This window comes from Neopusillimonas maritima (assembly GCF_003576595.1).
Taxonomy (GTDB): Bacteria; Pseudomonadota; Gammaproteobacteria; order Burkholderiales; family Burkholderiaceae_B; genus Neopusillimonas; species Neopusillimonas maritima.
In genome coordinates this window covers 1-12,842 of sequence record NZ_NQOU01000012.1, presented here as the reverse complement: position 1 = coordinate 12,842, position 12,842 = coordinate 1, and the positions used below count along the sequence as shown (strand labels likewise).

General features: G+C 53.3%; 13 protein-coding genes and 2 pseudogenes. All 15 read right to left on the bottom strand.

What is annotated here, in order from left to right; translation table 11 throughout:
* Positions 1 to 76: pseudogene (locus tag CJO09_RS15375) on the bottom strand (GTP-binding protein); the annotation flags it as partial.
* Positions 77 to 157: 81 nt separating this feature from the next.
* Positions 158 to 2,260, bottom strand: a complete 2,103-nt coding sequence (fusA, locus tag CJO09_RS15370; RefSeq protein WP_119443146.1) for an elongation factor G — start codon at positions 2,258 to 2,260, stop codon at positions 158 to 160.
* 15 nt (positions 2,261 to 2,275) lie between these two features.
* The gene (gene rpsG, locus CJO09_RS15365; RefSeq protein ID WP_114422042.1) at positions 2,276 to 2,746 is read right to left on the bottom strand and encodes a 30S ribosomal protein S7; all 471 of its coding nucleotides are present in this window, start codon (positions 2,744 to 2,746) and stop codon (positions 2,276 to 2,278) included.
* A gap of 132 nt (positions 2,747 to 2,878) precedes the next feature.
* The gene (gene rpsL, locus CJO09_RS15360; protein ID WP_114422041.1) at positions 2,879 to 3,253 is read right to left on the bottom strand and encodes a 30S ribosomal protein S12; all 375 of its coding nucleotides are present in this window, start codon (positions 3,251 to 3,253) and stop codon (positions 2,879 to 2,881) included.
* Between the two features lie 386 nt (positions 3,254 to 3,639).
* On the bottom strand, positions 3,640 to 4,104 hold the full coding sequence (locus CJO09_RS15350; RefSeq protein WP_228276189.1) for a MarR family winged helix-turn-helix transcriptional regulator: 465 nt from the start codon (positions 4,102 to 4,104) through the stop codon (positions 3,640 to 3,642).
* A 77-nt stretch (positions 4,105 to 4,181) separates the two neighbouring features.
* Positions 4,182 to 5,117, bottom strand: a complete 936-nt coding sequence (locus tag CJO09_RS15345) for an ABC transporter permease (protein ID WP_119443144.1) — start codon at positions 5,115 to 5,117, stop codon at positions 4,182 to 4,184.
* Complete coding sequence (locus CJO09_RS15340) at positions 5,117 to 6,163, bottom strand: ABC transporter permease (protein ID WP_119443143.1); 1,047 nt, start codon at positions 6,161 to 6,163, stop codon at positions 5,117 to 5,119. The genes CJO09_RS15345 and CJO09_RS15340 overlap by 1 nt, the downstream gene beginning before the upstream one ends.
* Positions 6,145 to 7,665: an ABC transporter ATP-binding protein gene (locus tag CJO09_RS15335; RefSeq protein ID WP_119443142.1), complete on the bottom strand. Its 1,521-nt coding sequence runs from the start codon at positions 7,663 to 7,665 to the stop codon at positions 6,145 to 6,147. Before CJO09_RS15335 ends, CJO09_RS15340 begins: the two co-directional genes overlap by 19 nt.
* A 37-nt stretch (positions 7,666 to 7,702) precedes the next feature.
* On the bottom strand, positions 7,703 to 8,674 hold the full coding sequence (locus CJO09_RS15330) for a BMP family protein (RefSeq protein WP_119443141.1): 972 nt from the start codon (positions 8,672 to 8,674) through the stop codon (positions 7,703 to 7,705).
* 55 nt (positions 8,675 to 8,729) lie between these two features.
* Complete coding sequence (locus CJO09_RS15325) at positions 8,730 to 9,413, bottom strand: isochorismatase family protein (RefSeq protein WP_228276190.1); 684 nt, start codon at positions 9,411 to 9,413, stop codon at positions 8,730 to 8,732.
* Between the two features lie 34 nt (positions 9,414 to 9,447).
* On the bottom strand, positions 9,448 to 9,735 hold the full coding sequence (locus CJO09_RS15320; RefSeq protein ID WP_119443140.1) for an acetone carboxylase subunit gamma: 288 nt from the start codon (positions 9,733 to 9,735) through the stop codon (positions 9,448 to 9,450).
* Positions 9,732 to 11,552, bottom strand: a complete 1,821-nt coding sequence (locus tag CJO09_RS15315) for a hydantoinase B/oxoprolinase family protein (RefSeq protein WP_119443139.1) — start codon at positions 11,550 to 11,552, stop codon at positions 9,732 to 9,734. The genes CJO09_RS15320 and CJO09_RS15315 overlap by 4 nt, the downstream gene beginning before the upstream one ends.
* 2 nt (positions 11,553 to 11,554) lie before the next feature.
* Positions 11,555 to 11,740: a hypothetical protein gene (locus CJO09_RS15885; RefSeq protein WP_281270779.1), complete on the bottom strand. Its 186-nt coding sequence runs from the start codon at positions 11,738 to 11,740 to the stop codon at positions 11,555 to 11,557.
* Between the two features lie 91 nt (positions 11,741 to 11,831).
* Positions 11,832 to 12,334 (bottom strand): annotated as a pseudogene (locus tag CJO09_RS15880) (hydantoinase/oxoprolinase family protein); the annotation flags it as partial.
* 26 nt (positions 12,335 to 12,360) lie between these two features.
* On the bottom strand, positions 12,361 to 12,543 hold the full coding sequence (locus CJO09_RS15300; RefSeq protein WP_119443136.1) for a hypothetical protein: 183 nt from the start codon (positions 12,541 to 12,543) through the stop codon (positions 12,361 to 12,363).
* Positions 12,544 to 12,842: the final 299 nt, after the last annotated feature.

The following is a 12,842-nucleotide window of genomic DNA, read 5'->3' as shown; positions in this document are numbered from 1 at the left end:
TTTTGCCGTGGTCAACGTGGCCAATCGTGCCCACGTTTACGTGCGGTTTGGTCCGCTCAAATTTTCCTTTTGCCATGTCTTTTAATCCTATCCGTGATATTCAAGGAAACTAAAAAATTTAACCTGCCTGCCTGTTTTCAGGAAAGCAGGTACTGCATTAACCGTTGCGTGCACTGACAATTTCGTCAGACACACTTTTTGGCGCTTCCGCGTAATGCTTGAACTCCATTGAGTAGGTTGCGCGACCTTGCGTTTGCGAACGCAGGCTGGTGGCGTAACCAAACATCTCTGACAGCGGTACTTCAGCACGAATAAGCTTGCTACCGCCCGGAATTTCATCCATACCCTGGACCATGCCGCGACGTGACGACAAGTCGCCCATAACGGTACCGGCATAATCTTCAGGTGTTTCAACCTCAACAGCCATCATCGGCTCAAGCAGCACGGGGCTGGCTTTGCGCATACCTTCTTTGAACGCCATGGAAGCAGCCATACGGAACGCGTTTTCGTTCGAGTCAACGTCGTGGTAAGAACCGAAGAACAACGTAACCTTGACATCAACGACCGGGTAGCCCGCAATAACGCCGGCGCCCAATGTTTCCTCGATACCGCGATTAACGGCCGGAATGTATTCACGCGGAACCACGCCGCCCTTAATGGCGTCAACGAATTCGTAACCACCACCGGGAGGCAGAGGCTCGAGCTTGAGCACAACGTGACCATACTGACCGCGACCGCCCGACTGCTTGACGAACTTACCTTCAACTTCCTCGCACGTTTTGCGAATGGTTTCACGATAAGCGACCTGAGGCTTACCGATGTTGGCTTCAACGTTGAATTCGCGCTTCATACGGTCAACCAGGACTTCCAGGTGCAACTCACCCATACCGGAAATAATGGTTTGACCCGACTCTTCGTCGCTACGTACGCGGAAAGAAGGATCTTCCTGTGCCAAACGAGACAACGCAATACCCATTTTCTCTTGGTCGGCTTTCGACTTAGGTTCGACCGCCTGAGAGATAACCGGCTCAGGGAACTCCATGCGCTCAAGCAAAATGTGGGAATCGAGATCACACAGGGTTTCACCTGTCGTGACGTCTTTCAAACCCACAACAGAGGCAATGTCGCCCGCCAAAACTTCCTTGAGCTCTTCACGGTTGTTCGCGTGCATCTGCAAAATACGGCCGATACGCTCTTTCTTGCCCTTAACAGGGTTGTAAACCGTATCGCCGGACTTCAACACACCCGAATACACGCGCACGAAGGTCAACTGACCCACAAACGGATCGCTCATGAGCTTGAACGCCAACGCCGAGAACTTGGCATCGTCGCGCGCTTCACGAGTAATGGTATTACCTTCGTCGTCGAGCCCTTCAACGGGAGGAATGTCCACCGGTGAAGGCAGGTAATCGATCACGGCGTCAAGCATACGCTGAACGCCTTTGTTCTTGAATGCGGTGCCGCACAACATCGGCTGAATTTCATTGGCAAGGGTGCGAATACGCAGGCCCTGATGAATTTCCTGCTCAGACAACTCACCCGATTCCAGGTACTTGTTCATGAGTTCTTCGTTGGCTTCAGCCGCAGATTCAACCAGCTTTTCACGCCACTCGTTAGCTGTATCAACGAGTTCGGCCGGCACGTCTTGATACTCGAACTTCATACCCATGGTTTCCTCGTCCCAGATGATGGCTTTCATCTTGACAAGGTCAACCACGCCTTTGAAGTTTTCTTCCGACCCGATTGGGATAACGACCGGCACAGGATTCGCTTTCAAGCGCGTTTTCAGCTGATCGTGCACCTTGAAGAAGTTAGCGCCCGTGCGGTCCATTTTGTTCACAAATGCCAAGCGCGGTACGCCGTACTTGTTTGCCTGACGCCAAACTGTTTCTGACTGGGGCTGAACGCCACCTACCGCGCAATACACCATGCAGGCACCGTCGAGCACGCGCATGGAACGTTCCACTTCAATGGTGAAGTCAACGTGACCCGGGGTGTCGATGATGTTAATGCGGTGCTCGGGGTAATCATTGGCCATGCCGCTCCAGAATGCGGTTGTGGCAGCGGAAGTAATGGTAATACCACGTTCCTGTTCCTGCTCCATCCAGTCCATCGTGGCGGCGCCGTCGTGCACTTCACCAATTTTATGGCTTACACCGGTGTAAAAAAGAATGCGTTCGGTGGTCGTGGTTTTCCCTGCATCGATGTGAGCAGAGATACCAATATTCCGATAGCGGTTAATTGGGGTTTTACGGGCCATTTGTGTGTCCTTAAATTACCAACGGAAATGGCTGAAGGCTTTGTTGGCCTCTGCCATTCTGTGTGTGTCCTCGCGTTTCTTCATCGCGGCGCCACGGCCTTCGGCGGCGTCCATCAGCTCACCGGCCAAACGCAGATCCATCGATTTCTCGCCACGCTTCTTGGCTGCTTCACGCAACCAGCGCATGGCAAGCGCCAGGCGGCGCACGGGACGCACTTCAACCGGCACTTGATAGTTGGCACCACCGACACGGCGGCTTTTTACTTCAACAACAGGCTTAATGTTGTTAATGGCGGTATTAAACACTTCCAGGGGCTCTTTGCCAGTTTTCGCCTGGACTTGGTCAAGCGCGCCGTAAACAATACGTTCGGCGACGGCTTTTTTACCGGACAACATAACAACGTTCATAAATTTCGCAAGTTCTACGCTGCTGAATTTTGGATCAGGGAGAATCTCACGTTTGGGGACTTCGCGACGACGAGGCATTTTAAAATTTCCTTGTGACAGTTCAGTTGCCGTTTTAAACGGCGACGGCCATTCATTAACGGAATGACCACTTACATGCCATGAACTATTTCACGGCTGCACTGAATGACTGGCGAACCAGCCGGGTATTGTTTATTTCTTGGGGCGCTTGGCACCGTACTTGGAACGTGACTGCTTGCGATCTTTCACGCCTTGCAAGTCGAGCGAACCGCGAACAATGTGGTAACGCACACCAGGAAGGTCTTTTACACGGCCACCGCGAACCAGGACCACGGAGTGCTCCTGCAGGTTGTGACCTTCACCACCAATGTACGAAATAACTTCGAAACCATTAGTAAGACGAACCTTGGCGACTTTACGCAGTGCCGAGTTAGGTTTTTTAGGGGTAGTGGTATATACACGAGTACACACACCACGGCGCTGAGGGCAGCTTTCAAGAGCGGGGCTCTTGCTACCGGCGCGGCTAATAGCACGTGGCTTGCGCACGAGTTGAGCAATGGTTGGCATGACCTTAATGCATCCTTTAAGTACTAACGTACTGAATTACGTTGTGAACAAAAAACCGGCAACAAACCGATTCCTGAAACTATTGGCAGCGCCCTCGTTTTCATTATTAATAAAAACGCAACCATAAAAACTTGGGCGGTTTCACGCAAAAACCGCCCACAACGCATCACAAACGTAAAAGAGCGGGTCTTGCAGCTATCCGGCTCTGCCGGCACATGCTTTGTGCCGATAAAACTGGCAAGAACACCAGCACAAAACATTTAACGAATACGCGTTACCGCATATTCTTCGGATAGCTTGCCATGGTAGCACGAAAGTTTTGCAATGGTCAATACAACAACGCCCTGCCCGCAACACCGAAGGCGCGCTACAAAGCGATGTTCATATTACCGGCAGACATGATCGCCAATTTTTCGCAGGCACTCGGAAAACGATTCCTGCTCTTCCGGGGTGAGTGCCTCGAGGGCGTAATGAATAATTTTATGTGCCGCCGGCCAGGCTTGAGCGTATTTATCGCGCCCTTCCTGCGTTAAGTAAACGCGGGTTAACCGGCTGTCGTTCGCGTCGGGGTTGCGCCGCACCAGTTTTCGTTGTTCCATTTGGTCGATAACCCGGCTAAGAACCGGAGGACGAGCCACAATGGCCTTGGCAATTTCACCAATTTTTTTGCCGTCTTCATCGAGCAAATACTGCAAAACCCGAAAATGCATGTAAGTGATATCGAGCTGGCGCAAAGAAGAATCCCGCAGATCTTGCTCGAGCCGGAAAATAATTGACGCCATCTGGAAGGCGAAATTCCGGTCGAGATCCAGATTGGGAGGTGAAAAGTCTTCTTTGAGCATGGCCGTCATTATATTCAATTCCAGAGTAATTCCGTTTGGTCAGACAGCGTTAATTTACATTTTCACTGGCATGTGCTGATTGTGGATTAACGCAATTTTACATATCGTCTTAAAGACCTGAACGGTTCGCCCAGCGCGGCCGGCCCAATTGACCTGCTGGCGAAAAATACCAATGTGCCCAATGCCACCACATACGGGAACATGACAAAGAACTGGTAGGGCACACTGGGATACCAGATTTGAAGCCTTATTTGCAACGCATCGGCCAAACCAAAACCCATGCAAGCCAGCAGCACACCCAACGGATGCCAACCCCCGAAAACCACGCATGCAATGGCGATAAAGCCACGCCCCGCCACCATACCTTCAACAAACGCATGAACTTGACCCAGCACCAGGAAAGCGCCCCCCATGCCCGCCATAGCGCCCCCGAATACGACGGCGCCAAACCGCAAGGCGTTGACACGCAATCCGGCGGCATCCGCCGCTGCCGGATTTTCACCGGCGGCACGCAAAGCCAGGCCCAACGAAGTGCGCGGCATAAGGTAGTAGAGCAAAAAAGCCAGCGCAATCGCAATATATACGAGAATATTATGACCAAAGACGATCGGCCCTAAAATTGGTATATCACTTAACGGGCCGAAATCGACCTGATGAAAATACGGTATGGAAACCGGCGAGGCCCCAATAGTGAGCCGATAGCCAAAACCCGACAATCCGCCGCCCAACACCACCAGGGCCAGCCCGGAAACAATTTGATTGGCGCCCAATGTAATTGAAAAGAGCGCATGCACGGCGCCAAGCAATACCCCGCCCAGTACCGCCGCCATCAGGCCAATCCAGGGGCTGCCGGACACCACAGCAATCCAGGCGGAAATAAATGCTGAAAACAGCATAATACCTTCCAGCCCCACATTCATGACGCCGGCCCGCTGCCCCACCATTTCGCCTAACGCGGCATACGCAATGGAAATACTTAAGCGCACCCCCGCAGCAATCAGACCAATAATAATCAGTTCCATTAGTGCGCCTCCTTGCGACGGTTAGACAACGCCTCAAAGCACAGGAAGCCCAAAATAACGATCCCTTCGATAATCTTGACAATAGGAAAAGGCACACCAACCTCTCGTTGCAGCACACCCGCCCCCACATAAAACACACCAAACAGCAGGGCCGCCAAGGGAATAAAGGCCGGTGACAAACGCGCCATCAGCGCAATCGCAATGGCGGCCTCACCATAGCCGGAAGCAAAATCATCCTGCAAGCGTTCATGAATTGCCGCCACCTGAATACTTCCCGCCAACCCGGCCAGACCACCACTCACCAGCATGGCCAGAACAATAATTCGCCCTTCCTTAAGGCCGGCGTACCGGGCCGCAAACGGATTTTTGCCAACCGCCGTCAATTTGTACCCGAACGAGGTTTTACCGATAACCACCGCCATCACGATCACCGCGGCAATCGCCACAAACAAGCCCGCATGTATCCTGGACCCATCAATAATAGGAAACAAAATCAGGCTTTCCGGAAGATAATCAGACCAAGGCATTAGCCGGGCAGGCTCTTGCAGCGGGCCGCGAATCAGCCAGCTCAGTACCTGCAGCACGATGAAGTTCAACACAATGGTCGTAATGATTTCGCTGGCTCGAAAGCGCACCTTCAGCCAGCCCACAAACATACCCAACAGGCCCCCGCCCACAAAGCCGAGAAAGAGGTAAACCAGCATATTTAACGGCATGGGCAAATGCGCCACGTACGGCGCAAATACGAAACTCAGCATGGCACCGGATAATAACTGCCCATCGCCACCAATATTAAAAACACCGGCCCGAAACGCAACGGCAACGCCCAAGCTAACCAATACAAGCGGTATGCATTGCGTAATGACTTCGTAAAAACCGTTGCGGGTTCCCAAGGTATACGACAATAACGAGGCATACGCCGTGATGGGGTTCTTGCCGGCAACCAGAATAAACAGCGCCGGAATGAGCAACGTAACGGCAACCACCGCCAGAAACAACCACCACTGATAAGAAGAGGGCCACCGGGTCATCGATCGGTCATCCATTTTCCTACCTCGTGCAGCGATGTTTCGGAAAGATGGGCCGGGCCATGCAAACGCCCGCCCGATAACACCATAATACGATCAGCCACCTGCCAAACCTCTCCCAGGTCGGCCGACGACAACAACACGCCGGCACCTCGCGCACGTGCCGCCAGCAACTCGTTATTCACAAAAGCGATGGTTTGCACATCCAAACCGCGGGTTGGATGTGCCGCCAAAATTAATTCAGGTCTGGTGGCCATTTCGCGCGCCAGAACCAGTTTCTGCTGATTACCGCCGGAAAGTTGATTCACCCGCGCGCCCAGACCGGGCGTTTTTACCGAATAAGACTTCACCGACTCGGCCAGGTCGGCTAGCAACGGCGCCGGCCGAAGCCAACCTTTCAGGTTAAAACGCGAACGTCGTAATTGCGTGAGCAAATAGTTGTCTGCCAAGTTGGCACCCGGAAGAACGGCATCACGCAAACGGTCTTCCGGAATATGACACACACCCCCGGCACGAACGCGGGCCGAATCCAGCCCCCGGCGACCCGGCGCAAACCAATAATCAAGAAAACCCGAATCGGGTTTGAGCAGGCCCGCCGCCAAACTCATCAGTTCAGTTTGTCCATTCCCATCGACGCCGCACAGCGCAAGTATTTCTCCTGAACGAACATCAAAACTGACGCCGTCCAATGCCACCGTTCCGTTGGGTCGTTTCAACGACACACCTTCAACTTTCAACAAAGATTGCCCTTGCTCAACAGGCGTCACACGCTCGCTTAACGCGGGTAGTGTGTCGCCCACCAGTAGACGCACCAGATCTTCGCGGGTTTTGCCGCCCACATCCGAAATACTGACAACTTTGCCCAAACGCATCACCACAACACGCTTGCAGCATTCGAGAATATCTTCCAGCTTGTGGCTGATGATGATGACGGCCGTGCCTTGCGCGGCCAGTTCGGCGACCATACGGAATAGTGCAGGGCGCTCTTCACGCGCCAACACTGCCGTTGGCTCATCCAGAATCAAAAGGCGCGGCCTGCGCGCCAGCACCTTCAGAATTTCTACGCGCTGCTGTTCACCAACAGTTAATTTTTCAACACGCTGATCGAAAGGAATCGGCATACCCAACTGATCGGCTATGGGTTGTAACTCTTTTTTCAATTGGTCGAGCTTCAACCAGCCTTTGCCCCAACGACGGTCGCCCAACGCCAGGTTCTCGGCAACCGTGAAGGCCCCCACCAACTTGAAATGCTGATGCACCATTCCAATGCCGGCGTCGGTTGCGTCACGTGGAGAGTGCAGCACAATGGGCTTGCCATCCATTTTGATCACCCCCGAATCAGGGGTGATCAAACCCGAAATCATGTTCATCAGGGTCGACTTTCCGGCGCCGTTTTCACCAAGAATGCCAACGACTTCTCCGGGTGCCACATCAAAACCAATATGATCATTGGCAACCAAGGCCCCAAAGGCCTTGGTTAACCCTTCCAGCGACAATAAAGGTGGTGCGTTAACCGTCATGCAACACCGTACTCAAATAACAACATAGGACACCGCTTTAACGGATCTCGGGAAGGTCGTCGATTGTGCCGGCACGGATGCCGTCCATAATTTCTTTTATCTTGGCCTTGTCTTCAGCAGACAACTTGTCTTCGAACTTGCGATAAGGCGCCAGACCAATCCCGTTCTCATTCAAGCCCAACAGATAGTTCTTGGGCTCAATCGTGCCATCAATAACTTTGCCAATGGCCATGTCAATGTTGACGTCGAAATTGATGAGCGCGGTTGTGGCAATGGTATCCGGTGCCAAGGCGGCGGAATCAAAGGCGGTGCCAATCATCACTACCCCTTTTTCTTTTGCCGCCTGCAACGTACCCATTACGTTCTCATTGCCAATTGCCGAAACCACGTCAGCACCACTATTAATCATGCTGGCGGTAATTTCTTTGGCTTTGGCAATATCGGAGAACGAGCCCACATAAGCCGACATCACCTCAATATCTGGGTTAATGCGTTGCGCACCTCGTTTGAAACCATCGTCATACTCTTGAATGGTGGGAACAGGAATGGCAGGAATATTGCCGATTTTTCCGCTTTCGGTCAGCAATGCCGCAACTGCGCCCGCTATATAGCCCGCATCACCCCAGCGGTTGTCGAACGATGCCAGGTTAGGCGCCTCGGCAACCTTCGCGGTATTGATAATGAACCAGGTATCGGGAAAACGTTTATGAATTCGTTTGGCGGGGTCGGCAAACTGGAAGCCATGGCCGATCACAATGTCGTACCCATCACGCGCATAAGCAGACAACGCTTCCTGCGCTTCGGCAACCTGTGTGTTTTCGCGAATGGAAACCTGCAGGTTCGGATATTTCTCTTGAGCCTTTTTAATGCCTTCCGCTGCCGCACTGTTGAACGTGCCGTCGGTCACCGAACCCGGCAACACCAATGCCACTTTCAGTTTATCGGCCTGGGCATGCGACAAAACCGGCATAACCAGGAGACACATTGCCACCATAATGCTTCTTAACATACCAACCTCCGTAAATTTAAAGTGGGGGCAAAGCGCCCCCGAAACGGAACTACATTCAAGCGTTTTGCTGCAAACGCTTCACAACCTCATCACTTGTCATGACATTGCCAAACTGCTGCACAATGTTCTCCAACGCCGCACGGTGCTCGTCATCGGATAGCGCTGCACAACAGTCTTCCAGCATCGTGACCCTGAAATCCATCATCATTGCGTCGCGCGCCGTGGACTCACAACAAATATTGGTTTTAGTGCCGGCAATCAAAATGCTGTCGATCCCCAAGCTGCGCAATACGCGCTCTAAAGAAGACGAACCCGGAATAAGCGCGCTGTAGCGGTTTTTCACAATCACCATATCTTCCGGCCCGGTATCCAAACCCGAATACACGGCCTGATTCTCAGGCGAATTGGCTTCAATGGTGCGCGCACGAATATCACCTGAAACAAAGTAGTTGTAGAACATGTCCCAATCACTTTCACCCTTGAAATTGCTATTGGCATGCAGCACCCACATAACGGGCACGCCCAACTCACGCAACTTCGGCGTTAGCGCATTTAAATTCGGCACAATGCCCCGCGAAGATGCCACCTCTGCAGGTGCGCCCTCGTCGCAAAATGTGCCTTGCATATCAATCACGACCAGCGCGGTCTTCTTCGGATGATAGTCATCGAATACGTGTACTTTTCCACGTCGCTTCATCACGCGATCGATTACTTCCTGACGAACTCCAACTTTATGCATAACCTCACCTAATAAAGAAATTTACTTTTCCGCGTTAAGGATTCACCACATCGTATAAATACGGGTCCTCCGGCAAACCTGTTTCGCTGTCCAGCAAATGACCGCATTCCGGGCAGGAAAACTCGCGCAGCTGTAGATCGGGCTGCACGGATTTCGACCATCCATGCAGCCCCGCAACCGCTGCAACCTTTACAGGCACCTTGTCTTTCCAATGTGTTTCACCGCCGAACTCGACCAAGCCCGCACCACAAGAAGCGCAGCAAATAAACTGCCGGCCGGCTTTGTCGTCCAGGTTCAATGTGGGGGAAATTCGCTTACTCATGCATGAACTCCTTGCTCGATACGGGACTGGCGCATGGATTGACGCAACGCGCGTGTTGCCTCCTCATCTGCTGAACCATCACGGATCACCACGCCATAAATTTTTTCTGCGGCCTCTGCGGAAAGAGTACGGGTAGCCACATCGCGCACGATTGATTCAACCGGCCGGGCTAACGGATCGCCCACGCCGCCGCCGCCATTCCAACGCAAATAGAAAGCATCGTCCTGTTTCAGCGGGAAAACCCCCCAACTAATCGGCTCTCGATTTCCGGTAAGCAACTCCGCGTCGGTTTGCTCGATGCGCGCACTTTCGGATACCTCGACGCCGCCTTTGTAGAGCACATAATCATTCGCCGTACCCGGACCGCCCCCGGCCAGCCCATCGCTCATCGGGAATTTCGACCCTTTGCCCGACAGTACAAAGTTAATCGCACCATCTGGGCTACCGTGCGGCACCACGGCAATTTCTCCGCCCAGACCGCCCCGGAACTCGCCCGAACCACCGGAATCGAGCATGCGCCGGCGGAACAGATAGCGAATCGGGAAAGTGCCTTCCACCGTTTCAACGTTGGCCATGCGGGATATTGGGTTGGGCATTTCACCGCCGATATCCACCCCATCACCGTACGTTTTCGCACCACCTGCACCGGCAAAGGTTTCGGTAAGAATGTCGATGGCCATGCGGCCTTCGCGATTGCGACCAAACATGAACACCGCAAAGTGATTGGCGTGCCACACCGACGTGGCTTCCTCTTTGTATTTCTCGCTCGCCGCCAGCATTTTGCCAATGGTGGAGCAAGCCGCGTTGTTGACCGATTGAATGGCACCCACTGTGGCCACCGACACCGGTGCGGGACGCGTGCAATTCACAATCGTGCCCTCCGGCGCAATCATGCGTATCGGCTCAACCGCGCCCTGATTCCAGGTGATGTCGTAACACAGCAGTGGGAACAGGGGTGCAAACAAACCACCCAACGAAGCCCACTGCGTGCAGTTAACGCTATAGCGCGACTGCGGACTGGAACCGGTGAAGTCGAAAGTAAGCGTGTCGTCTTTCTTGGTCATGGTCAACAGCACCTTGGCCGTTTCCCCCAGGACATCAATGTACTGACGCGACTGCCAGGAACCATCGGGCAACTCACGCAAGCGCTGGCGCAGTAATTGCTCCGACTGGTCAATCAACGTTTTGCCCACTTCATCCACCGCGTCGGCACCGTACTTGTCGATGAGCGCCAGCATACGTTCACCCGCCACGTTATTGCAGGCAATCAATGCACGCATATCCAGCGCCACCATTTCCGGGCTGCGCACCATGTTCAGGAAAGTATCCCAAACGTCCTGGCGCAACTCACCGCGGCTGACCAGCTTGATGCCGGGGCTGCTAAAGCCTTCGCTGTAGATGTCCACTGCATCGGGAGCGAACCCGCCGGGGTTCATGGCGCCGATGTCACATACGTGAACAAAGCACGCACTCCAGGCAACCAGCTTTCCTTCATGATGAATCGGGCGCAGCAGGTACACGTCCGACGTGTGCAGTGCCGCTGTATAAGGGTCATTCAGCATGTAAATGTCGCCCGGCTCAATCTGGCCTTCAAAACGACGAATAATCGCTTTGCATGCCTCGGCCGCACTGGTTAAATGGTGCAGGAACCCGACCCCGCCCATGAGCAAGGAACCGTCAGCGCGGTACAGACTAACCATCAGGTCATGGCCCTCATTGGTAATCGCACTGCCCGACACATGCTTAAGCGTGATGACCGCCTCTTCCACCACACGGAATAAACGGTGGCGAATAATGGAATATGTAATCGGATCCATAATCAGGCTCCTCCTTCCAGTTCAACAACAATGTTTCGGTACTCATCCATCATCGCTTTCTGACCCTGTTGCAACACGATGGTGGTGATAGGGGTATGAATGACCGCGGGGCCGCTCAGGCGATTTCCGGGGGTGAGCTTGTCGAAGTTGTAGATGTCGGCGGGCGCGAGTTTGCCTTGCGCTTCCACAAAGATATCGCGCCGTCAGGCGGAACAACTTCATTTCGATACCTGCTTCGCGATAGGCAGACCCTTTACCATACTTTCTTTCGTATAACGCCTCGAAATCACTTAGTAATTGCTCTAGGGCCTGCTGGTCCATCGGGGTTGCACCGCGAACCGTTGTGGTCAGCTCATGTACTACTTGGCGCGCATAATGTAAATCGACCGCCCACTCCAGGCGGATCTCATCATCTTTAAAGCCTTCCTGCTTAAGCTGCTCACGCGCTTCAGCCACCATGGGCTCGTAAATTCGATTAATTTCTTCCGGATCCGTGTCGGCGCGTAGCGTACGCGTTGTGGCATATTGATGGACGATATCGGCCGACAGCATGCCGCACGAACCACCAAAAGAATGCAGTGCGTAGTCGCGTGGATCCAGACCACGCTCAACGGTAATTTCTCGTATCAGGTCGGTAATCTGAGCCGACGCCAGCCGATAAATACCGATTGCGGCCTCTTCAACCGACATGTTCAGGGCTTGGCGACTTTTTCATCAAACGCCTTGCGTGCGGCATCCGGATTCAACTGGATCGAACCGCCCAGGAACGTGCTTGGGTCCATGTAGCCAACCAGCATGAACACATCGGTTAACGTGGGTTCGGTACCACCCAGGCCATAACCACGTGAGGCTCCCCGGTTGCCTCATCGATGCTCACAATCGACCCGCCGCCCGCGCCAATCGATACCACTTCAATTTTCGGTGCAGTGTGGTGATAACGGTCGGCCGCTTCGTTGGCCGGCAGCAGGCCACCGTAGCCTTGCATCACCATGATCTGGCCTCTATACGCCGTCTGCGCCAGCTTCTGTTCCAGATCAGCCAGATAGCTTTGCGTAATTCTCCCGGCATAAGAATTGGCTCACCCGCCGCGAAAACTACCGTATCCGTGCATGTGCCCCCAACATCTGTCGCAATGACATATTTGCGTCCTGCTGCTTCTTCCATGCCTGTTCAGCCTCCATAGAATGTGTAAAAACACATGTAATGTTAGGTGTGTCAGTGATCGGTGTAATGGAACCACCTGTGATCGTAAATATAGGGCCAGTGATGATCGAAATTATCGAGCCAATC

Coding starts and splice junctions, on each gene's coding strand:
- CJO09_RS15325 (WP_228276190.1), bottom strand. CDS start 9,413: ATGCATAAAGTTGGAGTTCGTCAGGAAGTAATCGATCGCGTGATGAAG.
- fusA (WP_119443146.1), bottom strand. CDS start 2,260: ATGGCCCGTAAAACCCCAATTAACCGCTATCGGAATATTGGTATCTCT.
- rpsG (WP_114422042.1), bottom strand. CDS start 2,746: ATGCCTCGTCGTCGCGAAGTCCCCAAACGTGAGATTCTCCCTGATCCA.
- CJO09_RS15320 (WP_119443140.1), bottom strand. CDS start 9,735: ATGAGTAAGCGAATTTCCCCCACATTGAACCTGGACGACAAAGCCGGC.
- CJO09_RS15340 (WP_119443143.1), bottom strand. CDS start 6,163: ATGGATGACCGATCGATGACCCGGTGGCCCTCTTCTTATCAGTGGTGG.
- CJO09_RS15315 (WP_119443139.1), bottom strand. CDS start 11,552: ATGGATCCGATTACATATTCCATTATTCGCCACCGTTTATTCCGTGTG.
- rpsL (WP_114422041.1), bottom strand. CDS start 3,253: ATGCCAACCATTGCTCAACTCGTGCGCAAGCCACGTGCTATTAGCCGC.
- CJO09_RS15335 (WP_119443142.1), bottom strand. CDS start 7,665: ATGACGGTTAACGCACCACCTTTATTGTCGCTGGAAGGGTTAACCAAG.
- CJO09_RS15330 (WP_119443141.1), bottom strand. CDS start 8,674: ATGTTAAGAAGCATTATGGTGGCAATGTGTCTCCTGGTTATGCCGGTT.
- CJO09_RS15350 (WP_228276189.1), bottom strand. CDS start 4,104: ATGACGGCCATGCTCAAAGAAGACTTTTCACCTCCCAATCTGGATCTC.
- CJO09_RS15300 (WP_119443136.1), bottom strand. CDS start 12,543: ATGGTGATGCAAGGCTACGGTGGCCTGCTGCCGGCCAACGAAGCGGCC.
- CJO09_RS15345 (WP_119443144.1), bottom strand. CDS start 5,117: ATGGAACTGATTATTATTGGTCTGATTGCTGCGGGGGTGCGCTTAAGT.